The sequence below is a fragment of the Streptomyces sp. NPDC090994 genome (genome assembly GCF_044768905.1).
GTDB lineage: Bacteria > Actinomycetota > Actinomycetes > Streptomycetales > Streptomycetaceae > Streptomyces.
On sequence record NZ_JBIVWS010000008.1, the window covers coordinates 230,069 to 251,420 of the forward strand.

Genomic DNA, 21,352 nt, shown 5'->3' on the forward strand with positions numbered 1-21,352 from the left:
GTTCAGCGTTCGGGGCTGATGAGGAGGAGGGCGATGTCGTCGCCCGGGGTGGGGGCGTGCCGGATGAGGGAGTCGGCCATGACGTCGAGGTCGGTGGGATCGGCCTGTTCCAGCAGTCCGGCCAGGGCCGCCGTCGCGTCGTCGGGATCGACACCGGGGGCCTCGACGAGGCCGTCGGTGTACAGGGCGAGCACACAGCCCGGTGGCAGGGCGAACTCCCGGGTCGGGTACAGGGAGTCGGGTTCGACGCCGAGCAGGAGACCGGGGGGCACGCGCAGGAGTTCGGTGCGTCCGTCGGTGTGGCGCAGCAGGGGCGGCGGGTGTCCGGCGGTGGCCAGGCACGCCCGGTGGCTGGCGAGATCCAGGTGGACGTAGACACAACTGGTGAACAGGCCGGGGTCGAGGTCCGTGAGCAGGCGGTTGGTGCGCGCCAGCACGCTGTCGGGGGAGGCGCCCACGGTGGCGTGGGCGTGGACGGCGGTGCGGACCTGCCCCATGAGGGCGGCGGCGTCGACGTTGTGCCCCTGCACGTCGCCGATGGTGGCGCCGGCGGTGCGGGTGTCGAGGTGGATGAGGTCGTAGAAGTCGCCGCCGACGCCCACCCCCAGGGCAGCCGGGAGATAGCGGGCGGCGACTCTCAGGCCGGGGACGCGGGGCAGCGTGTGCGGCAGCAGGGCGGACTGCAGGCGGTGGGCGAGACGGTGTTTGGCGTCGTAGAGCCGGGCGCGGTCCAGGGCCTGGCCGACCAGACCGGCCAGTGACATCAGCACGGCGCGTTCGCCGGGCGGGAAGACATGGCGCCGTCGGTAGGCGAGGAGGAGCGAGCCGATGGGACGGCCTGAGGCGATCAGCGGGAGGAAGGCCCATGACGCCATCCCGTCCTCGTGCACGGTGGACGGGTAGGCGCTCCGGACCTCCTCGAAGCTCGTGAAGAACTCCGGTACACCGGTGGCCAGGACCTTGGCGCCGGGAATGTCCGATCCCAGGGGAAGGGCGTCGTAGCGGTCCATCAGCTCGGGACGGAAACCGCGGTGACCGACGATCCTGAGGCGGCCCTCCTCGCCGGTCATCAGCACCATGGCCTGCGCACCCAGCGCGGGCAGCAGCTGGTCGGCGGCCTGCTCGGCCACGTCCCGCGCCCCGACGGCCTCGGTGAGGGTGGAGGCCAGGTGCATCAGGTGGTACAGCACGGCGGCACGGCTGGGACCCGCGGTCGGCACGGGCCGTGCGGAGGCGGTGTCCTCGGACGGTCCGCTGCGGGTGACGCGGACACTGACACCGGAGGAATCCGGGTACAGCTCGAAGGCCAGCCACAGGTCCGGGGGGCGCAGGACGGTGAACGCCTGGGGCTGCCGGCTGACCAGCGCGGCCCGGTAGCGGTCCTCCACCTGCGGGACGTCCATCCACGGCAGCGCCTCCCAGGGCAGGGAACCCACCAGATCGTCGGCGTCGCCGCCGAGGAGAGCGGCGGCGGCCGGGGTGACGAAGGTGAAACGGCCGTGCGTGTCCAGCGCGCAGGATCCTCCCGGCAGCCGGTCGAGGAAGGCCGCGACCGCCGACGCCTCGGCGGGGGAGGGGGTGCGCCCGGCCGGGGGCGGCAGCAGGCGCGGCCGGTCGACGGGCAGCATCGGGTCACCGCGGTCCGCGGCCTGTCGCAGGAGGTCCCCCAGGCGGTCGCTGCCGGTAGCGACGGCGTCGCGCTCGTCCCGGCTCAGCAGCGGCGGGTGGTTCCCGGAGAAGAGCAGCACCAGCCCGCCCTGGATCGCGGTGCCGGAGGCGACCGGGGTGGCGGCCAGCGCGAACTTGTACGGCAGGACGAGCGCGGGCCGGGGATAGCGGCGCGCCATCTCCTCCTGACCGCCGACCCAGACCAGCCGCCGTTCGCGCACCGCGTCCGCCACCGGCATGGGATCGGTCAGCGCGATCCGCCTCCACGGGGTCGTGATCTCGTGCGGAGCCCCCGCCACCATCACCAGCCACAGCGCCTCCCCGTCCGGCGGCAGCACGTACAGCAGCCCGCCGAACGCGCCGCTCTCCCGGAGCACGGCTGTCATCGCGGTGTCCATCAGGTCCCCACCCGCCCCCGCACGCGGGGTGAGGCGAGAACCCGGACAGGTGCGCCCCACCCGTCCGCGCCGGGTGCCGGCCGCCGGGAACCCCGCGCGTCTTCCCCTGCCCGCGCGGCGCATACGACAGGCCGACGGCACCGTGCCGGCCGGCGCGCTGGACAACGGCAGCGGCGGCAGCCGCCGAGCCCGGCCGACTCTGGCAGGGCCGCACCGCACCAGCCGTACCGAACATCGCCCATATGCGGACACTACGCCCGAATCGGCGCGACGGCACATCACCCGCGACGGGGGCGAAAGAGGCCGAGCGGAGGCTGCGGTCCGACGGCCGGCCGCAGCCGTCGCTTCGCTTTCACCGCGTGAGGAGGGAGCATGAAGTAAAGGAAAAGGTGCGTTCTCTGATCTTTCTGGCCTTTCCGGCCTTCGCGGGCCGACGTCGCCAGTCGTCGAGTCGCACGCATACCCCGACCGGTGAGGGGCGCGCCATGGATCCCTGGCTGATCTGGTTGATCATCGCGGCGGGCCTGGTCGTCGTGGAGATCTTCACTCTCACCGCCGCGCTCGGCATGCTGGGCGTGGCCGCGCTGGTCACCGCTGGACTCGCGGCGATCGGGCTGCCACTGCCTTTCCAGTTCCTGGCGTTCGGCGTTCTCTCCGCGGCCACCTTGCTGTTCGTCCGCCCCCTCGCGCTGCGCCATGTTCTCCAGCCGCAACCGGCGCGGTTCGGCACCGACGCGCTGGTCGGCAAGCCCGCCCGTGTCCTCACGGAAGTGACGGGGGCCGACGGCCGGGTGCGCATCGACGGTGAGGAGTGGACGGCCCGCTCCTACGACGAGACGCTGGTGATCTCGGCCGGAACGACCGTCGACGTCATCGAGATCAGGGGCGCCACGGCGCTCGTCTACCCACGGGACTGAAGCGATGGACATCTCAGCTGCTCTTGTCGTCGGCCTGATCGTCGCCATCGTCGTGATCTTCACTCTGGTCCGGGCCGTACGTATCGTGCCGCAGGCGCGGGCCCGCAACGTCGAGCGGCTCGGCCGTTATCACCGGACCCTGAACCCCGGCCTCAGCGTCGTCATTCCCTACATCGACCGGGTGCACCCGTTGATCGATCTGCGGGAACAGGTGGTCTCGTTCCGACCGCAGCCGGTCATCACCGAGGACAACCTGGTCGTCGAGATCGACACCGTCCTGTACTTCCAGGTCACCGACCCGCGCGCGGCGTTCTACGAGATCGCCAATTTCCTGCAAGGCGTCGAGCAGCTCACGGTCACCACCCTGCGCAATGTCGTCGGGTCCATGGACCTCGAAAAGACCCTCACGTCCCGCGACACGATCAACAGCCAGCTCCGGGGCGTCCTGGACGAAGCCACGGGCAAGTGGGGGCTGCGGGTCAACCGGGTGGAGATCAAGGCCATCGATCCGCCGCAGTCCATCAAGGACGCGATGCAGAAGCAGATGCGCGCCGAGCGGGACAAGCGGGCCGCGATTCTCGGCGCCGAGGGACAGCGCCAGTCACAGATCCTCACGGCGGAGGGGGACAAGCAGGCCGCCGTCCTGCGCGCGGAGGGCAACCGGACGGCCGCGATCCTCCAGGCCGAGGGCCAGTCCCGGGCCGTCGACGAGGTGTTCCAGGCGGTGCACCGCAACGATCCCGACCCGAAACTCCTCGCCTACCAGTACCTCCAGGCCCTGCCGCAGCTCGCGCAGGGACAGGGCAACAACTTCTGGGTGATCCCCAGCGAGATCACCGCAGCGCTGCAAGGCGTGTCCCGGGCCTTCAGCGAGGTGCTGCCACCGTCTCCGGCCACCCGAGGCAAGCCCTCCGACGGTGACACGTCCGCTCAGGCCGCGAACGACACGGCGCGGGCGGCGGAGGCCGCCGCCGAGGCGCTCGCCGACGCGGCCGAGGCCGACGGCGCCACACCGGCGGAGAGCTTCACCTCCGGTCGCCCGCGGACGTCATGAGGAGGCCGAGGCGGACGGAGCCGCCGTACCGCTGGGCGCGTCGCTCGGCGGAGTGCCTCCGCCCCCGCCCGCACCGCCGGCGCCGGTGCCTCCGCGTCGGGACCTCGGCGGGGGCCGAGCCGCCGGAGTTCGCGGTGGTGCAGCCGGAGTTAGTGGGCCATCCAACCCATGCGGGTACTGCCGGCCGAGGCCGAGGACGCCGAGGGACGTCAGAGGCGCGGCTTCTCCCCGCGCTGGGCGAGTGCTCGGAACGCGCTGTGAGACGGACCCCCGCCCGACGGTTCCGGAAGGCCGGCCACGTCGGTCACCCGGGCGACGCGGCGGGCGGGACGGCGAGCCCGGCGTCGTCCACGCCGCGGACGTCGCGCACCTCGACCGGACCGCCCGCGCCCGCGCGTCGGCGGCCCCCACGCCTCCTCCGGGTGCCCCGTCTCGGAGAAGGAGTGCATGCCCGGGACCACCTCACGCCGTAGGAACGTGCTGGCGTGCGAGCCGTCAGGAGCCCACCACGTCCACGAACACCGGGTTGGAGTAGAACCAGGTGTCGGCCCACGGATCGCCGTCACCGGGGGTGTGCGCCACCGGCCCGTGCGGGTCGACGGAGGCACCGAGCAGGCCCGCCGCGTGCCGGTTGCCGTCACTGCCGCGCAGCCGGACGTAGAACGACTCCGCACCGGCGGTCAGCGGGACGCGCAGGGTGCAGGTTCCCGTGCGGCCGGTGACGTCCTCGGTGCGCACCACCCGGGTGTCAGGGGCCCGCCAGTCGTCCCGATCGGCGACCGGGCCGCGTACCGTACCCCGGATGACGTCCACGTGGGCGAGTTCCGGCAGTACACCGTGCGGGTTGGGGCGTGAGGCGCCGGTCACGGTGATGTCGAGGACGAGCCGCTCACCGCGGCGCACCCGCAGCCGGCCGCCCAGGGTCACCCCGCGGCCGTGGTCCCCGGCCCGCCGCACCCGTACCTCCAGGCCGTCCAGCAGGTGCCCGTGGTCCACCCAGACCCGCCCGGCGCGCAGCCCCGCCATCACCGGCCGGTACCCGTAACGGGTGACACCGACGTGGGTACGGCTGAACTGGCCCGGCCAGAAGTCGCTGCCCGCCTGCGCCGTGCCCGTCTCGACCGGGTCGGGCAGCTTACCGGTGTTGTCGAAGTTCCGGCCGGGCGCCCAGTCGCCGTTGCGCAGGGTGTCGTGGACGACGCGGTGGGCGTCGGAGTTGGCGGTGACCGAGAACAGCCGGCCCTCGGCCAGCATCGAGTCCCACAGCCCGCCGACGGTCGCGGTCGCCCAGTCGAAACCGCCGTAGGTGACGTAGGCGTTCGCCGGGTAGCCGGACCAGGACTGCGCCGACGGCTTGTTCTCGTACTCGCCGCGCACCGAGCCGGCTCCCCGCAGACCGGGGATCGCCGCGCCCTGGGCGCCGGGGGACCCCTCCATACCGACCATGATCCCCTCGGCGGCGTCCCGCCAGGCGCGCAACTCGTGCGGGGAGTCGATGCCGAGGCGCAGCGGGTGGTTGGCGAAGGCCAGCACGTCGTCGACGTAGCCGGAACGGCGCTGCCGGGCCAGCCACTTCAGCGCCGCGACGGCGTGCGCCTCGTTGCGGGCGGTGTCGGTGTCGGCGGCGCCGCCCTTGTCGTAGCCGAGCAGCTTGCCGTCGTAGAGCCGCTCGAACCGGGTGAGCAGGTCGACCTCGTGGCGGCCCGGGGCGACGAAGACGGTGGCGTGCTCGGCGGCCGGGATGTACCACTCCAGGCCCTGGAAGATCAGCTGACGCGGGTTCTCGGCCCGTGCCGCGAGGATCTCCCGGTGTTCCAGCGCCGCCCCGTACTCGGCGTGGCCGACGTTGGAGTGTTCGGTGAACACCATCCAGTCCAGGCCGTACCGGGCGCCCGCGGCGGCCAGTTGGGAGAACGTGTACTTGGCGTCATGGCTGTAGACGGAGTGCACGTGGTGGTCACCGACCAGGTAGGCCAGGCGCGGATCCTCGCCGCCGAGCCGGCTCCGTCCGCCGCCGGCGGCCAGGGCGGGAGCGGCCGGCGCGAGGGCGAACGCGGTGCCGAACAGGCCCGCCCGCCGCAGGAGCCGACGCCGGGAGATGCCCTGTGCGTCGAGTCCGGCGGGGGAGACGGACGGGTCGGCCCAGGAGGGCAACTGCTGCTCGGTCATGAGGTCCTCTGCTGTTCGGATGTGCCGGTGCGGCGACGAAGGGGCGGGCCGGACGCGGCCCCGCACCCCGCGCGGGTGCCGGCCTTCCGTCACCCGGTACGTCGGGCACCCACACCCCCGGCCGGCCTCTCGTCGCCCACCCGCTGGACGATGCCGCGACCGTGGTACGGCCACGGGAAGCCGTCATGACGAACCGGCGTACACCAGATGGCCGAGCGACCCCCCGAGTGTCCTTCGGCGGAGCCGTACCCGGACCATGGCACCGGCACCGGCACCGCGGGGCGTGCCCGTCCCGGAACGCTGGACACCACCCATCGCCCCGGGCCCGGCCCGGTACGGCACCGCCCGCCGGACGGACGGCCTGCCCCGCCCGCCCTCGCTACCCTTGGGCCCGGCCCCGGCCGGACACGTTGGCCGTGAGCAGTCGCAGCAGTTGCTTGGCCGTGGCGTCCTGTTCGGGCGTGAGCCCCATGGCGTCACCGATGGCGAGCGGGACGTCGGCGGCCCGGTCCCGGAGGGCGGCCCCGGCGTCGGTGAGGCGGATGGCGACGGAGCGTTCGTCGTCGGTGCGGCGCTCGCGGCGCAGCAGGCCGGCCGCCTCCAGGCGCTTCAGCAGCGGGGAGAGGGTGCTGGACTCCAGCTGGAGCGCCGCGCCCAGGTCCCGCACGGAGATCGAGTCCCGCTCCCACAGCACCAGCAGGACGAGGTACTGCGGGTAGGTCAGGCCGAGTGCGTCGAGCAGCGGGCGGTAGCGCGCGGTGACCGCGCGGGAGGCGGCGTACAGGGCGAAGCACAGCTGGTCGTCCAGGAGGAGGGACCCCTGCGGGGACGAGGGCGGTTCGGGCGGGGTCGTGCGCACGGTGCGGCTCCCGGGTCGGGCACGGTTCACGGCACGAGCATCTTATCGGGTTTCCATCGAGCGCCAATGAGTTGCGCACGACTAAATAGCGCGCTACTTTCCTGGTGTGCCGCCGCTTCCCGGCGATTCCGCCGGCGAGGTCTTCCGGCGGCACACCTGAACCGAGGAGTCCGTCATGAGCGACGCAACCCCCGCCCGCCCCGTCCTGGAGCCCGCCGCCCAGGCCTTCGCCGAGGCGACCTCGAACCCGCCCTACCTGTTCGACCTTCCGCCGGCCGAGGGCCGCAAGGCGGTGGACGAGGTGCAGTCCGGTGACATCGCCAAGCCGGCGGTGGACGAGGAGTGGATCACCGTCGAGGGCGGCCCGACCGGTTCCGTCCGGGCCCGGATCGTCCGCCCCGCCGGCGCCGGGGGCACCCTCCCGGTGATCCTCTACATCCACGGCGCCGGCTGGGTCTTCGGCAACGCCCACACCCACGACCGCCTGGTCCGCGAACTCGCCGTCGGCGCCGGGGCGGCCGTCGTCTTCCCCGAGTACGACCTCTCGCCCGAGGCCCGCTACCCGGTCGCCATCGAGCAGAACTACGCCGTCGCCCGCTGGATCGTCACCGAGGGCGCCGCCCACGACCTGGACGCCGCCCGCCTCGCGGTGGCCGGCGACTCGGTCGGCGGCAACATGAGCGCCGCCCTCACCCTGATGGCCAAGGAACGCGGGGACGTCCCGCTCGTGCAGCAGGTGCTGTTCTACCCGGTGACCGACGCGAGCTGCGACACCGGCTCCTACCACCAGTTCGCCACCGGCTACTTCCTGCGCCGCGACGGCATGCAGTGGTTCTGGGACCAGTACACGACCGACGAGACCGAACGCGCCCAGATCACCGCCTCCCCGCTGCGCGCCACCACCGAGCAGCTCACCGGCCTGCCCCCGGCCCTGGTCATCACCGCCGAGGCCGACGTCCTGCGCGACGAGGGCGAGGCCTACGCGGCCAAGCTGCGCGAGGCCGGCGTGGCTGTCACGGCCGTCCGCTACCAGGGCATCATCCACGACTTCGTGATGCTCGACGCCCTGCGCGAGACCCACGCCGCCGAGGCCGCCATCACCCAGGCCGTCACCGTCCTGCGCACCACACTCGCCACCGGCTGAGCCCAGCCGCCCCGGCCAGCCGCCCCGGCCGGCGGTACCGCCGGCCGGGGCGGCGCGTGCGTACGCGCACCGGGTCGGAGAGCGGCATCACCGGTGCCCGGCCCACCGCCCGGCCGGCAGCGCCTGTCGTCCGCCGCCGGCCCGGCGTCCCGGTCTCACCTCAGGTGCCGGCCGAAGAACCGGTCCCCGTCCTCCACCTCGAACCACGGGGTGCCGGTGTGCCCGCCCAGATTGGCGTGCAGCGTCTTCTCCCTGGTACCGAAGGAGTCGAACAGGTCGAGGGCCCGCTGCCGGGGGTTGCCTTCGTCGTCCCACTGCAGCAGGAACAGCAGCGGAACGCCGACCTGCCGGGCCTCCTCGCGCTGGGCGCGGGGCACGTAGCCCCCGGCGAAGAAGCCGGCGGCCGCGATGCGGGGCTCGGTCACCACCAGCCGAATGCCGAGGGCGGTCCACCCGGAGTACCCGACCGGTCCGCCGATCCCGGGCAGTGAGAGCAGGGCGTCCAGGGTGGTCCGCCATTCCGGGGCCGCTTTGTCGACCAGCGGGCCGATGAAGGACTCGAAGATCCCGTCGACCGGCTCGCCGGCCCGCATCGCCCGGCGGAGGTCGGCGCGGGCCTGCTCGTCGGCGGCGGAACGGGGCCGGTCGCCGCATCCGGCGGCATCGATGGTGGCCACCGCGTAGCCGTGGGCCGCGGAGTGCCGGGCCCGGGCCACCAGCCGGCCGTCCCGCTTGGGCAGGCCGTTGTTGTGGGCCATCAGGATCAGCGGGGCCGGTGCCGGTCCAGGCGTCCACAGGGTGCCGGGGATGGCGCCGAGGGTGAATTCGCGTTCGAGGACGCCGTCGTCGAGGTGCTGTTCGGAAGTGAAGTGCACGGTCGTGCCTTTCGGGAGTGCTCGGGGCGGCGCTCCCGGACGACCTGTCGCCCGACCGTGACCCCGGAGGGGAGCACCCATGTCGATACTGCGCTCACGGGTACCACCTCCTCGTCCTCTCGCACGGCCGTCGGAAAGGTATCAGTGGCCGCAGGGGGTCCGCCAACTGGTTTTCGCGGAGGCTCCGTTGCGGGACGTGGCACGCCGGAGGCCGGCGAGCCACCCGCCTGAAGGCGGGCTTCCGCGAGCCGCCGCAGTACGGAGGGGGCGGAGCCGCGACGACGCCCGCGGCGGCGGACAGGCGATACTTCAGCAGGCGCGGTACGCAGCGGAGCTTCTGCCGCCCGACGACAGAACCTCCCCGCAGGAAGGCTGAACACGGTGACGACCGTCGCATACCAGGGTGAACCCGGATCCAACTCGGCGACCGCGGCCCACGCCCTCTACCCCGCGTGCGCCGAACTGCCCTGCACGGGCTTCGAACAGGCCCTGGACGCCGTGACCCTCGGTGACGCCGACGTCGCCGTGATCCCGGTGGACAACTCCGCGGCCGGACGCGTCGCCGACGTGCACCATCTGCTGCCGGAGTCGGGGCTGTACATCGTCGCCGAGTACTTCCTCGCCATCCGCTTCGACCTGATGGGCGTGCCCGGCGCCACCCTGGACCAGGTGGAGTGCGTCCGCAGCCACGTGCACGCCCTGGGCCAGTGCCGCAAGCTGCTGCGGGAGGGCGGCTGGCGCACCCTGGTGAGCGACGACACCGCCGGCGCGGCGCGCGAGGTGGCCGAACTGGGCGACCCGCGGCACGCGGCCCTCGCCCCGCCCGCCGCGGCCGGGCTGTACGGCCTCGACGTGCTGCGCGCCGAGGTCGAGGACGACCCGGACAACACCACGCGCTTCGTCGTCCTCTCCCGGGACCCGGCCTTCGCCACCGACCCGGGGCAGCCGACCATGACGAGCGTGTTCTTCAGTGTGCGCAACATCCCGAGCGCGCTGTACAAGGCGCTCGGCGGATTCGCCAGCAGCGGGGTCAACCTCACCAAGATCGAGAGCTACCAGATCGGTGCGGGTCTCGGCGCCAGCCGCTTCTACGTGGAGATCGAGGGCCACCCCGACGAGCAGCGCCTCGCCCTGGCCCTGGACGAGCTGCGGTTCTTCTCCTCCGAGGTACGCGTCCTGGGGGTGTACCCCGCGCATCCGCACCGGACGACGGGCTGACCGCCCGGGCGGCCGCCTGACGCCGCCGCTTCCCCGCGGTCGCCGGAGGGCGGGAATAGCCACGGGCCGCGAGCACGTTGCTCTGCTCCACGTGAGAAGGAGACAGAGACGATGACCCTTCGTCAGTTCGAGTACGCCCTGGCCGTGGCCGAGGCGGGCTCGGTGACGGCGGCGGCGGAGGCCCTGCGCGTCGCTCAGCCCTCGGTGTCGCAGCAGATCCGCGGACTGGAGCGGGAACTCGGCGTGTCGCTGTTCTCCCGCACGCCGGTCGGGCTGGTGCCCACCGCGGCCGGCCGCGCCTTCCTGCGGGACGCGGAGGTCGCGGTGAGAGCGGCGCGACGGGCGAAGGCGACGGCACGGGCCGGCGCCGGCGACCTGGAGGGCGAGCTGGTGGTCGCGGCACAGATGGGGCTGGGCACGCGGCAGCTACCGGGCGCGCTGAGCGCGTTGCGCCGCCGTTTCCCGCGCCTGGAAATCACCGTGTTCGAGGAGGCGAACCCCGCCGAACTGGAGCGGCTGGCCCGCCGGGGCGCGGTGGACCTCGGCCTGATCGGCGGGCTGTGCGAGGAAGGCCTGTACGAGGGCCACCACCTCGGCGACGAGGAGTTCGTCGTCGTACTGAGTCCCGAGCACGCGCAGCTCGCCGCCGACCGGGTCGGGCTGCGCGACGTGGCTCGGGAGCCGTGGGTCAGATTCGACCAGGCCAGCGCGCTCGACGGCGTACTGCGGGACGTGCTGCGGGACAACGGGCTGGCCCCGACCACGGTCGCCCGCGTCTCCCAGACGGCGACGGCGGTACGCTGGGCCGCGCACGGGCTGGGCGTGACCCTCCTTCCGGCGTCCGCGGTGCCTCCCGGGTTCGAGCACCTCACGCGCCCCGTCCTGCCCGCCGTGTCCATGCCCACCGTCGCCGCGGTCCGGCCCGGCGCGGGCCCGGCGGAAATGGCCCTGCTCGAATTCCTGCGCCAGGAGTCCTGGTCCTACACCGGATTTCCCGGCAGCGGGTCAGGCAAGGGTCACAACTGGGTGATTCCTCCGTCCACCGCCAACTCGGTGCCCGTGGTGTAAGTGGCGTCGAAGGCCAGGAACGCCATCGCCCTGGCGACTTCTTCCGGCGTCCCGAAACGGCCCATGGGATTCTCCGCCACCCGTTCCGCCTTGAACTGATCGGCGGCCTCCTTGGTCATCGTGTTCTCCAGGATTCCCGTGTCGACGGGACCGGGGCTGATCGCGTTGACGCGGATCCGGCGCGGAAGAAGCTCGCGGGAGAGGCTGCGGGCCATCGAGCGCAGGGCTGCCTTTCCGGCCGCGTAGACGCTGGTCTCCAGCATGCCCATGACGTTCGCGGCCGAGGTGGTGAGGACGACGCCGGCGCCCGTGCTCAGCAGCGGGGCGAGTTTCTGCACGGTGAAGAAGGCCCCCTTGACGTTGATCGCGAACGATTCGTCGAACGTCTCCTCGGTCGTCGACGCGAAAGGCGTGGCGCTGGTGATGCCGGCGTTGACGAACAGGGCGTCCACCGTGCCGAGTCCGTCCCGGACGCGGGCAGCCACAGCGTCGAGGTCGGGCAGTGAGGCCACATCGCTCCGGACGGCCAGCGCGTTCTCGCCGAGGCGTTCCGCCGCGGCGTCGAGTGTGGCCCGGGACCGGCCGGTGATCACCACGCGCGCTCCGGCGTCCACCAGCAGCTCCGCCGTCGCGAAACCGATGCCGCTGCTGCCGCCCGTGATCACCGCGTTCTTGCCGCTGTACTCGCTCATACCGGGAACTCGCCGCCGTCCACCGTGAGGTTCCGCCCGGTGAGCCAGCTCGACCGGTCCGACACGAGGAACAGCACTGCGTCGGCGATGTCCTCGGGCCGGCCGTCACGCCCCAGCGGCGGCGCGGTGCTGTCCTGCCCCGGTCCCTCCTCCACCAGCTTGCCCCACGCCTCCCGCGTCGCCTCGCCGCCCGGGGTGGCGGTCCTGCCGGGAGACACCGCGTTGACCCGGACTCCGAACGGGGCCAGTTCCAGGGCCAGTCCCCGGCTGTAGTTCTGCAGCGCCGCCTTCGCCGCCGTGTAGTGCAGGAATGGCGGGGCCGAGGTGGGAACGGCCGCCGAGGAGACGTGCACGACCGCGCCCGACCGCCGTTCGCGCATGCCCGGGGTCAGCAACGAGTCCAGCCGCACCGACGCCAGGAAGTTCAGGTCCAGCTGGTCCTGCCACTCCTCGTCGGGAATGTCCCGGGCGTTCGGGAACGGGCGCGCTCCGCCCGCGTTGTCGACCAGGATGTCCACTCCGCCGAGCACCTCCCGCGCGGCCTCGGCGACTGCCTCGGCTCCAGCCCGTGTCCGCACGTCGGCCGCGACGAAGGCGGCGCCCTCCGGCACCGTGCCCGCCTCCGACCTGGCGGTCGTGAGCACCTCGGCGCCCGCGTCGAGGAGCCGGCGCACTATGGCGGCGCCGATTCCCCGCGAACCACCCGTGACCACGGCTCGCTTTCCCGCGAGCTCTCGTATGTCTGCATTCCTCATGGCTGTGGGCATGCCATTCATCCCCTCAATTACGTATCGGTCCCGCTCGGCTGAAAAAAAGGAATACGCGCGCCGGTACTGATCGTGGAAAACCGCGATTGGTGTCTCGCCGCGTCGAGCTGTTTCACCGTAGATCCGGGACGGTTCGGGAGGCAAAGACGAAAACCGGGCAGGGGGGTATAGGAATTGCCTATGAGCGACGAGTGGCTCGACACCGACCGCTGGAGCCGGTCCGGGCCGCGCGGTTCGACGGCGCACACCGGGCGAACAGGTGAGCGACTCGCGAGGTGGGCCTCGGCGTCCGGCTACTTGCCCTCGGTGGGATCCGCCTGCGGGACGGTGTCCCGTTGTGCGAGCCGGTGCCAGAAGTCGAGCCGGTGCTCCCGGGCGTAGTCGACCGGCCCGACACGGTCCGGCGCCAGGGACTGGGTGTACGGCACGGCCCGGGCCGGATCGAACCGGGGCCACTGCGGAAGTCCCGGCCGGTTCGGATCGCCGGTGCGGGCGAACTGCGCCCACTGGTCGGTCATGGTGCCGGACAGGCGCACCTGGGCCGGGGTGAAGTGCTGTTGCGTGCCGGCGTCCTCGAACACGTACGGGGTGTCGCCCGAGTGATAGGCACCGAAGTCGAAGTCCCCGGGAAAGGGGAGGTACATGGGGGCGTCCCGGTCGGCGAACTCGTAGGCGTACGTGGGTGTGTGACGCCCGAACGCGAGCGCCTGGGCGTAGGTGCCCCGGGCCCACATCCGGTCGGTCACCACGGTGGCCCAGGCCAGGGCCGGCGAGGGAAAGTCCCCGACCGGGTAGTACGCGCTCACCGTGTCCGCCCGGTCGCCGAACGCCGCGGCGAGCGCCCGCTCGTACTGGGCGGCGGTGAACGGGGAGCCGACCGCGTCGTGGGCCATCCCGACGAACAGCCGGTGTTCGTCCCTGGTGGCCCCCGACATCACCGGGACACGAGCGAAACGGCCTTCCCTCAGCACCTTCTCCGGCAGCTCCGGCAGCACCTCGGTGCCGTAGGCGAACGTCTGGAAGACGTTCATGATGTGCGGGACCGCCAGCAGTTTCTCCACCGGCAGCGCGCGCAGGCACCGCAGCGCCCGCTCGGGGTCGCGCCCGGCGCAGCCCAGGGAGGAGGTCATCTCCAGGCCGGCGTCGCGTACTTCCCGCTCCGTGCGCCAGGCGTAGTACGGGTACGCCGGTACCCCCTCGCCCATCGCGCCGGCGGGCATGTCCATCATGCCCTCGCCGCTGGCCAGCACGGCGCGGTGGAACAGCCCCCGGGCCCCCGGTGAGGTGAGGTGCCCGCTGATGGCGCCCGCGCCGAACGACACCCCGGCCACGGTGACGTTGCCGGGATCGCCGCCGAACGCGGCGGCGTTGCGTTGGACCCAGCGCAGCGCCGCCTGCTGGTCCTGGAGGGCGAACGTCCCCGACCCCTCGAGCCCCGGATAGCCGAAGCCGCCGAACACGCCCAGGCGGTAGTTGACCGTCACGACGACCAGGCCGCGGTCGGCGAGCCGCCGCGCGTCGAAGAGGCTTCCCCCGCCCACCGAGCCGTCACCGTGGATCCACACCAGGACGGGGGCGGGCCGCTCCGCGGCGGCCGGGGCCCGCGTGGTGACGTCGAGGACCAGACAGTCCTCCTCCACGCTCGACACGCCCGCGTAGGGGGCGGCGACCTGAGGGCAGAGCGGGCCGGGCTCCACGGCGTTCCGTACGCCCTTCCAGGGCCGTACCGGGCGCGGTGCGGCCCAGCGGTGAGCACCCTTGGGCGGTCCCGCGTAAGGGATGCCGCGGAACAGAGCGTGGGTGCCCGACCGCAGGCCCCGGACGAGGCCGCTGTCGGTGCGCACCGTGACGGCGGCGTCGGCGGACACCGCGGCGCGCGGGGGTTCCGGGGCCGGGGTGCCCACCAAAAGGAAGACCGCGCTCGCGAGGACCGCGATCACCGCCGTGCGTTTCGCTGCCATGGCCGCCGCCTGTCTCGCTTCGGGTCGCCGTGAGCACGGAGAACACGAGACGTATGTGCCGTCACATGTCCAGAAACACATATAAGCCCTCGACACGGTGGAAGCGGCCGGTACGGGCAGTCGGGTGAAACCCGGCACGGCCCCGGCGCGGGGGAGAGGGGGTGCGGAAGGGATCCCGTATGAGCGGCGGAGCGGGACAGGGAATCGACTGGACGGCGTACCAGCACGAGATCTTCCGGGACGGCCTGGCCGGGGCGCCGCCCCGACTGCCGACGGACCTGAACCGTCTGGAGGAGCTGACCGCCAGGCGGCTCGGCGCCGGACCGGTGGGGACGGTGGTGGGAGCCGCGGGCGACGGACGTACGGCGCGCGCCAACCGCGAGGCGTTCGACCAGTGGCGCATCGTGCCCAGGATGCTGCGTGACGTCCGCGTACGGGATCTGTCGGTCGATGTGCTGGGCCGCCGGCTGCCCGTGCCGGTCGCGCTGGCGCCTGTCGGTGCCCTCGCGGTGGTCCATCCCGAGGCGGAGCGGGCCGCCGCCCGGGCCGCCGCGGCGCAGGGTGTCCCGTTCGTTCTCTCCTCGTCGTCGAGCACGCCGATGGAGGAGGTCGCGGAGGCGATGGGGGACGGCGAACGCTGGTTCCAGCTGTACTGGGCGAAGGACCGGGAGGTCACGAAGAGCTTCCTGGCGCGCGCCCGGGCGTGCGGCTGCACGGCGCTGCTGGTCACGCTGGACACCTGGCTGCTGGGCTGGCGGCCGGCCGACCTGGACCAGGCGTACATGCCCTTCCTCCACGGGGTGGGGACGGCGAACTACTTCACCGACCCGGCGTTTCTCGCAGGGCTCGCCAGACCCGTCGAAGAGGATCCGCAAGCCGCCGTCACGCACTTCTTCCGCATGTCGGGGGACCCGGGCAAGACATGGGAGGACCTGGCGTTCCTGCGCGAGCACTGGAACGGCCCCCTCGTGCTGAAGGGCATCCAGCACCCCGACGACGCGCGGCGGGCCGTGGACACCGGCATGGACGGCCTCGTGGTGTCCAACCACGGCGGGCGTCAGGTCAACGGCGCCGTCGGCTCCCTCGACGTGCTGCCCGCCATCGTGGAGGCCGCCGGGGACCGTCTCGACGTACTGTTCGACAGCGGCGTCCGGACCGGGGACGACGTCCTCAAGGCCCTGGCGCTCGGCGCCCGCGCGGTACTCCTCGGCCGGCCGTACGTGTACGGGCTGGCCCTCGACGGCCGGCCAGGTGTGGAGCACGTCGTCCGGACCCTCCTCGCGGAGTTCGAACTGACCCTCGCCCTGTCCGGCTTCACCAGCCCCGGCGAACTCGGTCCCCACTGCCTCCTGCGAGCACCAGGGGCGGGGCCGGCACCGTGGTCGCGGTGAGAACACCCGGGCGCGTGAGGCGCGGGAAGCGGACGGTCGTCTCGATGTGCCTCCGGCGGCGGTCAGGTCCGGTCCGGTCCGGTCCGGAGACTCGAAGATCGCTGAGCCGGCCACGATGCGCACGGATTCCTCGGACCGGGCGGTCGACAGACGCTGCGCGTACGGCCCTTCCGGGGTGACGGGCGCCGGTTTCCTGGTTCGTCGTTCGTCAGGGTTACGCGTCGGCCGTCGGTGGGGCCCGCGTCGACCGGCCGTCCGCCGCGCTCAGCCGCACGATGCCGGCGGCCGGAGCGCCGACCAGGCTCAGCGCCCGGGCCGGCCGACTGGCTTCCCCACCGAGCGGGAGGTCCCGGTGGACGGAGGACGGACAAACCCCGTCGAGACGCCACAGCCGCGCGACCCGGCCGGCCGCGGCGGCCACCGTCCGCCGCCTGCCGCCTGCCGCCTGCCGCCTGCCGCCTGCCGCCTGCCGCCTGCCGCCTGCCGCCTGCCGCCTGCCGCCTGCCGCCTGCCGCCGTCCGCACCGCGGCCACCGCCGTCACCGCGCGCCCGTCGTGGGCGAGTTCCGTGGCCGCGAGGGAGGCAGGATCCCCCGTTTCCGAAACGGGTGGCTGGGATGATGCCTCGGTGAGCTACTTTTCGCACCTGAGCCTCGGACCTGATCCAGACCCGCTGCCCTTCCCGGAGCCCAGGCCGGCCGAGCCGGGGCAGTGGCCCGAGCTGGAGGCCGCCCTCGCCGTGGTCAACCGCGACGTGGCGGCGACCTTGCCGGGCCAGGACCCGCTGATACTGGTGGTCGCCCCGTCCGGGGAGCCTCCGCTCCCGAACGGGACCGACAGCGGGTACGTCCACGTGGCGTTGCCGGACGGCCGCTGGCACGGCAATCCCGTGAACGCGTACGACCTGGAGGAAGGCGACGCACCGGAACCGGACGACGCGGCGACGGTCCTGGCCGTGGTCGCTGAGGCGGCGCAGGAGACCGTCATGGAACTGCTCCGGCAGGCCTGGCCGACCTGCGGGGGACACAACACCGGCACGCACGTGCGTCCCGCGGGGACGACCGCGGACGACCGGTACCAGGACGAGGCCGACGCGGCGGGCCCACCGGTGTGGTGGTGCCGGGGCGGCCGGGACGGCGACTGCCACGACGTCTCCTTGGTGGGAGAGCTGGCCGCCACCATGCCGGGGAAGTAGCGCCGCGCACGGCGGAGTACGGCGACGTGGTCCGCCGCCGTCAGCCGTCCTGGACCCCGTGGCCGGTTCGGGCAGGGTGATCGGCCCCGACCTGTGGTGCGGTTGCCCGGGCGGTCAGGTCCGGAACCGGCGCCGGTACTCCGTGGGCGTGGTGCCCAGACGCCTGCGGAAGGCGCGGACGAGTGTGTCGACGGTCCCGAAACCACAGGTGCCGGCGACGTGTTCGAGCGTGTCGTCCGTGGTCTCCAGCCTGTGACGGGCCATTTCGACGCGGACGGACTCGATGTACGCGCCCGGCGTCATGCCCAGTTCGGCCTTGAAGATCCGGGTGAGCTGCCGTTCGCCGACGCATGCGTACGCGGCCACGTCGGCGACGGTGAGGGGACCGGCGGCGGAGCGCAGGACGTGGTGCCGGAGGTCCTCCACCCGCCGTGACCGGGAGACGGGTTCGAGGGGGACGCTGAACTGGCTCTGCCCGCCCGGCCGTTTCAGATACATCACGAGGTGCCGGGCCACGCGCAGAGCCACCGCCTCACCGAGGTCGTCGGCGACGAGGGCGAGGGACAGGTCGAGGCAGGCGCTGATGCCCGCACCGGTCCACACCGCGCCGTCCCGCACGAAGATCGGATCGGCGTCGACCTCGACGCGCGGGTGCTCGGCGGCGAGCTGCCGCGCCGTCGACCAGTGCGTGGTGGCGCGCTTGCCGTCGAGCAGACCGGCGGCGGCGAGGACGTGCGCCCCGACGCACACCGAGGCGACCCTGCGGGTGCCGTCGGCGAGCTTGCGGACCCAGCCCACCACCTCGGGGTCGGTGAGCGCACGCACCCCGTGCGCGCGGTCGGCGTCCACCGCGCCGGGCACGAGCAGGGTGTCGATCCGCTCGGCCGCCACCTCCTCGAAGGTCGCGTCGGGCAGGACCCGTACGCCGGCGGCGGTGGTGACGGGGGCCATGGCCGCGGCGGCCAGCACGACCCGGTAGCCCGCCGAGTCGCCGGCCTCCCTCGGCACCAGGGAGAACACCTCGGGCGGTCCCGTGACGTCGAGCAGGTCCACGCCTTCGAAGACGACGATGACGACGAGGCGTTCGAGAGTGCTCACGGGTCCTCCGACCGGTCGGCCACGGCGATGTCCGGATCTGCAGGTTAGACGACATTGCCGACACCGCACCGGCGGCCCTAGCGTTTCTGTCACGGCCCCGCCCCCGCACGCGGCACGGGCGCTCGCCGCAGTACCGGCCATCCGGCCACCTCCACCTGCTCCCGAGGGGATATCCCTGTGTCCACCACCACCCTGCGCGAACTCAACAACCTCGACGACACCCCCGCGTCCCTGGCGGACTCCACCCTGATCCTCGTCGACTACCAGAACACCTACGTCGGCGGAGTGATGGAGCTCGACGGCTGGCAGGACGCGCTCGACTCCGCCGCCGCCCTGCTGGCCAGGGCCCGCGCGGCCGGCACCACGGTGATCCACGTCGTCAACGACGGCGGCGAAGGCACCCCCTACGACATCAGGGCCGAGATCGGCGAGATCCACCCGAGCGTGGCCCCCGCCGAGGGCGAGCCCGTCGTCGTCAAGACCACCCCCGACTCCTTCGCCGGCACCGACCTGTCCGCGCATGTCGACGCCGCCGGCCACCGGGACGTCATCGTCATCGGGTTCATGACGCACATGTGCGTGCTGGCCACCACCATGGGCGCGTTCCTGCGGGGCAACCGTCCCACCGTGGTCGCCGACGCCTGCGCGACCCGCCCCCTCCGCTCGGCGGACACCGACCTGACCGCCGCGCAGATCCACCACGGCGCCCTCGCCACCATCGGGGACCTGTACGGCGTCGTCGTCGCCTCCGGGAAGTCCCTGAGCTGACCGACCGGGGTCCGCGCCCCGAACGCGGAGGCGTGACGCGCGGTGCGCGGGGGACCTGTCGGTGCATGGCAAGAGTCGCGAAACCGCTGCCGGCGGCGGACACCGAGGGCCCGGCGCTCAAGCGGACCCTGACCACCCCCCTGCTCTACTTCTTCATCCTGGGCGACGTCCTCGGCGCGGGCGTCTACGTCCTGGTGGGCCAGGTGGCCGCCGACAGCGGGGGAGCGGTGTGGGCCCCGCTGACCCTCGCGCTGCTGCTGGCCCTGCTCACCGCGGCCTCCTACGCGGAACTGGCCACCAAGTACCCCCGCGCGGGCGGCGCCTCCCACTACGTCACCCGTGCCTTCGGGCCCTTCGCCGGATTCGTCGCGGGCTTCTGCATGCTCGCCGCCGGCATCGTCTCCGTGGCCGCGCTGGCGCGCGGCTTCGGCGGCGACTACCTGTCCGCCTTCGTGACCCTCCCCGTGGGCCTCGTCGCCGTGCTGTTCCTCGCCCTGCTCGCCCTGGTCAACGCGCGCGGCGTGCGGGAGTCGACCCGCGCCAACGTCGTCGCCACCGTGATCGAGGTCGGCGGCCTGCTCGTCATCGTCGCCCTCGGCGGCTGGCTGCTGCTGCGCGGCGACGGCGACCCGGGCCGGCTGGCCCGGCTCGGCACCCCGGAGAAGGGGGTGGCATCGGCCCTGCTCAGCGGGGCCGTGCTGGCGTACTACTCGTTCGTCGGGTTCGAGACCTCCGTGAACGTCGCCGAGGAGACCCGGGACCCGCGGCGCTCCTACCCGCGCGCCCTGTTCGGCGCGCTGGCGACCGCGGGGGCCGTGTACGTGCTGGTGGGCCTCGCGGCGTCGGCCGCCGTGCCCACCGCCCGGCTGGCCGGGTCGAGCGGACCGCTGCTGGAGGTCGTCGAGGAGGCCGGCGGGGTACCGCCCCTCCTGTTCAGCGCCGTCGCGCTGGTCGCGGTGGCCAACGGCGCCCTGCTCACCGGCATCATGTCCTCCCGCCTCGCCTACGGCATGGCCCGCGACGGACTGCTGCCCCGCGCCCTCACCGCAGTACTGCCCGGCCGCCGTACGCCATGGGCGGCGATCGCCGTCACCACCGCGCTGTCGATGGCGCTGGCCCTCACCGGCAGTGTCGCCACCCTGGCGACCACGCTGGTCCTGCTGCTCCTCGTCGTCTTCCTCATGGTCGACGTCGCCGTGCTCGTGCTGCGCCGCGACCCCGGGGAACCCGGCCACTTCCGGGCCCCGACCGTGCTCCCGGTGCTCGGCGCCGTGTCCTGCGTGGTACTCGCCACCCAGGTCGAGGCCGCCGTCTGGCTGCGCGGCCTGCCGGTCCTGGCGACCGGAGCCGTACTGGCCGCCCTCGTCGCCGTACGCCGCGCCCGCCACCCCGCACGGACCCCAGGGACGACGCGGCCGGCCGACGAACCGTCGTCCATCGGGACGACGCAACCGGCCGACGGGCCGCCGCCCGCCGGGACGACGGAGCCGGCCGACAAGCCGTCGTCCCCGTCCTGACCGGTCCAGGTTCCGGCCGTCGCCGTCGCCGTCGCTTGTTGCCCGTCCCCGTTCCCGTCCCCGTCCCCGTTCCCGTCCTCCGTCCCCCCGTCGTCCGCCGCCGTCAGACCGTGTGCTCCCTGATCCGCGCGAGCAGCCCGCGCAACTGCTCGCGCTCACCGGCGTCGAGGGCGGCCGTCGCCTCCGCGAGCGCCAGGCGGTCGACCTCCTCCGCCTCGCGGTGACAGCGCAGCCCCTCCTCGGTGAGCCGGAGCAGGAAGGCCCGCCGGTCGCTGGGGTGGCGGACCCGCTCCACCAGCCCGTCACGTTCCAGGCTGTCGACGATGCTGGTCGCGGTGCGCGGCGCGATGCCCGCCATCTCGCTCAGATCCCGCATCCGCAGGGGCTCCTGTGCCCGGTCCAGCATGCGCAGCGCGCGCAGCCGCGCCACCGACGCCCCCTTCTCCCGCAGTCGGGTCTCCACGAAGTCCCGCAACCGGTAGGTCGTCTCGTACAACTCGTCGATCAGGATGTCGCTGCTGCCCTGCACCGCCGCCATGTCCGCCGTCCCGTCTTCCGCTCCGACACGCGTTCGTGACCGAGAAGTCCAGGGTA

Annotated in this window: 18 protein-coding genes; 9 read left to right on the forward strand and 9 right to left on the reverse strand. The window is 73.1% G+C overall.

Translation table 11 applies throughout. The features are described 5' to 3' along the window. Positions 1–2: 2 nt before the first annotated feature. Positions 3–2,066: a GAF domain-containing SpoIIE family protein phosphatase gene (locus tag ACIQR3_RS19750; RefSeq protein ID WP_403540468.1), complete on the reverse strand. Its 2,064-nt coding sequence runs from the start codon at positions 2,064–2,066 to the stop codon at positions 3–5. 485 nt (positions 2,067–2,551) lie between these two features. Between ACIQR3_RS19750 and ACIQR3_RS19755 the strand changes: the two genes are divergently transcribed. Further along, positions 2,552–2,983: an NfeD family protein gene (locus ACIQR3_RS19755; RefSeq protein WP_403540471.1), complete on the forward strand. Its 432-nt coding sequence runs from the start codon at positions 2,552–2,554 to the stop codon at positions 2,981–2,983. Between the two features lie 4 nt (positions 2,984–2,987). Next, the gene (locus ACIQR3_RS19760; protein WP_403540473.1) at positions 2,988–4,037 is read left to right on the forward strand and encodes an SPFH domain-containing protein; all 1,050 of its coding nucleotides are present in this window, start codon (positions 2,988–2,990) and stop codon (positions 4,035–4,037) included. 495 nt (positions 4,038–4,532) lie between these two features. Here the strand turns inward: ACIQR3_RS19760 and ACIQR3_RS19765 are convergent, their stop codons facing one another. Then, entirely contained in the window at positions 4,533–6,206 is a 1,674-nt protein-coding gene (locus ACIQR3_RS19765) for a PHP domain-containing protein (RefSeq protein WP_403540476.1), read from the reverse strand. Positions 6,207–6,585: 379 nt separating this feature from the next. After that, positions 6,586–7,065 carry a MarR family winged helix-turn-helix transcriptional regulator gene (locus ACIQR3_RS19770; RefSeq protein WP_403540478.1) on the reverse strand — a complete coding sequence of 160 codons (480 nt, stop codon included), beginning with the start codon at positions 7,063–7,065 and terminating at the stop codon, positions 6,586–6,588. A 175-nt stretch (positions 7,066–7,240) separates the two neighbouring features. Here ACIQR3_RS19770 and ACIQR3_RS19775 point away from each other — a divergent pair, with 175 nt between their 5' ends. After that, on the forward strand, positions 7,241–8,209 hold the full coding sequence (locus ACIQR3_RS19775; protein ID WP_403540481.1) for an alpha/beta hydrolase: 969 nt from the start codon (positions 7,241–7,243) through the stop codon (positions 8,207–8,209). 155 nt (positions 8,210–8,364) lie between these two features. Here ACIQR3_RS19775 and ACIQR3_RS19780 read toward each other — a convergent pair whose 3' ends face one another. Beyond that, positions 8,365–9,084 carry an alpha/beta hydrolase gene (locus ACIQR3_RS19780; protein WP_403540482.1) on the reverse strand — a complete coding sequence of 240 codons (720 nt, stop codon included), beginning with the start codon at positions 9,082–9,084 and terminating at the stop codon, positions 8,365–8,367. A 381-nt stretch (positions 9,085–9,465) separates the two neighbouring features. Between ACIQR3_RS19780 and ACIQR3_RS19785 the strand changes: the two genes are divergently transcribed. Then, entirely contained in the window at positions 9,466–10,302 is an 837-nt protein-coding gene (locus ACIQR3_RS19785) for a prephenate dehydratase (RefSeq protein ID WP_403540485.1), read from the forward strand. Between the two features lie 111 nt (positions 10,303–10,413). Next, positions 10,414–11,370: a LysR family transcriptional regulator gene (locus ACIQR3_RS19790; protein WP_403540487.1), complete on the forward strand. Its 957-nt coding sequence runs from the start codon at positions 10,414–10,416 to the stop codon at positions 11,368–11,370. On the opposite strand, the gene ACIQR3_RS19795 is transcribed toward ACIQR3_RS19790, so the two are convergent. The 3 genes from ACIQR3_RS19795 to ACIQR3_RS19805 form a co-directional block, all read right to left on the reverse strand. Beyond that, positions 11,319–12,062, reverse strand: a complete 744-nt coding sequence (locus ACIQR3_RS19795; RefSeq protein ID WP_403540489.1) for an SDR family oxidoreductase — start codon at positions 12,060–12,062, stop codon at positions 11,319–11,321. The two genes, ACIQR3_RS19790 and ACIQR3_RS19795, sit on opposite strands and share 52 nt — an antisense overlap. Beyond that, on the reverse strand, positions 12,059–12,829 hold the full coding sequence (locus tag ACIQR3_RS19800; protein ID WP_403540490.1) for an oxidoreductase: 771 nt from the start codon (positions 12,827–12,829) through the stop codon (positions 12,059–12,061). Before ACIQR3_RS19800 ends, ACIQR3_RS19795 begins: the two co-directional genes overlap by 4 nt. A 293-nt stretch (positions 12,830–13,122) precedes the next feature. Beyond that, a complete protein-coding gene (locus ACIQR3_RS19805; protein ID WP_403540491.1) occupies positions 13,123–14,790 on the reverse strand; it encodes a carboxylesterase/lipase family protein in 1,668 nt (555 codons plus the stop codon). 179 nt (positions 14,791–14,969) lie between these two features. Between ACIQR3_RS19805 and ACIQR3_RS19810 the strand changes: the two genes are divergently transcribed. Together ACIQR3_RS19810 and ACIQR3_RS19815 are read left to right on the forward strand one after the other, a co-directional pair. Continuing rightward, on the forward strand, positions 14,970–16,181 hold the full coding sequence (locus ACIQR3_RS19810) for a lactate 2-monooxygenase (protein WP_403540494.1): 1,212 nt from the start codon (positions 14,970–14,972) through the stop codon (positions 16,179–16,181). A 627-nt stretch (positions 16,182–16,808) separates the two neighbouring features. Continuing rightward, positions 16,809–17,375, forward strand: a complete 567-nt coding sequence (locus ACIQR3_RS19815; RefSeq protein ID WP_403540496.1) for a hypothetical protein — start codon at positions 16,809–16,811, stop codon at positions 17,373–17,375. 114 nt (positions 17,376–17,489) lie between these two features. Here ACIQR3_RS19815 and ACIQR3_RS19820 read toward each other — a convergent pair whose 3' ends face one another. Beyond that, entirely contained in the window at positions 17,490–18,473 is a 984-nt protein-coding gene (locus ACIQR3_RS19820) for a GlxA family transcriptional regulator (protein WP_403540498.1), read from the reverse strand. Positions 18,474–18,650: 177 nt separating this feature from the next. On the opposite strand from ACIQR3_RS19820, the gene ACIQR3_RS19825 reads away from it, so the two are divergent. Both ACIQR3_RS19825 and ACIQR3_RS19830 read left to right on the forward strand, forming a co-directional pair. Further along, the gene (locus ACIQR3_RS19825) at positions 18,651–19,241 is read left to right on the forward strand and encodes an isochorismatase family protein (RefSeq protein WP_403540500.1); all 591 of its coding nucleotides are present in this window, start codon (positions 18,651–18,653) and stop codon (positions 19,239–19,241) included. 65 nt (positions 19,242–19,306) lie between these two features. Next, positions 19,307–20,758: an APC family permease gene (locus tag ACIQR3_RS19830; RefSeq protein ID WP_403540502.1), complete on the forward strand. Its 1,452-nt coding sequence runs from the start codon at positions 19,307–19,309 to the stop codon at positions 20,756–20,758. 103 nt (positions 20,759–20,861) lie between these two features. Here the strand turns inward: ACIQR3_RS19830 and ACIQR3_RS19835 are convergent, their stop codons facing one another. Then, positions 20,862–21,296, reverse strand: a complete 435-nt coding sequence (locus tag ACIQR3_RS19835; protein ID WP_403540504.1) for a MarR family winged helix-turn-helix transcriptional regulator — start codon at positions 21,294–21,296, stop codon at positions 20,862–20,864. Positions 21,297–21,352 lie beyond the last annotated feature (56 nt).

Coding starts and splice junctions, on each gene's coding strand:
- ACIQR3_RS19750 (WP_403540468.1), bottom strand. CDS start 2,066: ATGGACACCGCGATGACAGCCGTGCTCCGGGAGAGCGGCGCGTTCGGC.
- ACIQR3_RS19755 (WP_403540471.1), top strand. CDS start 2,552: ATGGATCCCTGGCTGATCTGGTTGATCATCGCGGCGGGCCTGGTCGTC.
- ACIQR3_RS19760 (WP_403540473.1), top strand. CDS start 2,988: ATGGACATCTCAGCTGCTCTTGTCGTCGGCCTGATCGTCGCCATCGTC.
- ACIQR3_RS19765 (WP_403540476.1), bottom strand. CDS start 6,206: ATGACCGAGCAGCAGTTGCCCTCCTGGGCCGACCCGTCCGTCTCCCCC.
- ACIQR3_RS19775 (WP_403540481.1), top strand. CDS start 7,241: ATGAGCGACGCAACCCCCGCCCGCCCCGTCCTGGAGCCCGCCGCCCAG.
- ACIQR3_RS19790 (WP_403540487.1), top strand. CDS start 10,414: ATGACCCTTCGTCAGTTCGAGTACGCCCTGGCCGTGGCCGAGGCGGGC.
- ACIQR3_RS19795 (WP_403540489.1), bottom strand. CDS start 12,062: ATGAGCGAGTACAGCGGCAAGAACGCGGTGATCACGGGCGGCAGCAGC.
- ACIQR3_RS19800 (WP_403540490.1), bottom strand. CDS start 12,829: ATGCCCACAGCCATGAGGAATGCAGACATACGAGAGCTCGCGGGAAAG.
- ACIQR3_RS19805 (WP_403540491.1), bottom strand. CDS start 14,790: ATGGCAGCGAAACGCACGGCGGTGATCGCGGTCCTCGCGAGCGCGGTC.
- ACIQR3_RS19810 (WP_403540494.1), top strand. CDS start 14,970: ATGAGCGGCGGAGCGGGACAGGGAATCGACTGGACGGCGTACCAGCAC.
- ACIQR3_RS19830 (WP_403540502.1), top strand. CDS start 19,307: ATGGCAAGAGTCGCGAAACCGCTGCCGGCGGCGGACACCGAGGGCCCG.
- ACIQR3_RS19835 (WP_403540504.1), bottom strand. CDS start 21,296: ATGGCGGCGGTGCAGGGCAGCAGCGACATCCTGATCGACGAGTTGTAC.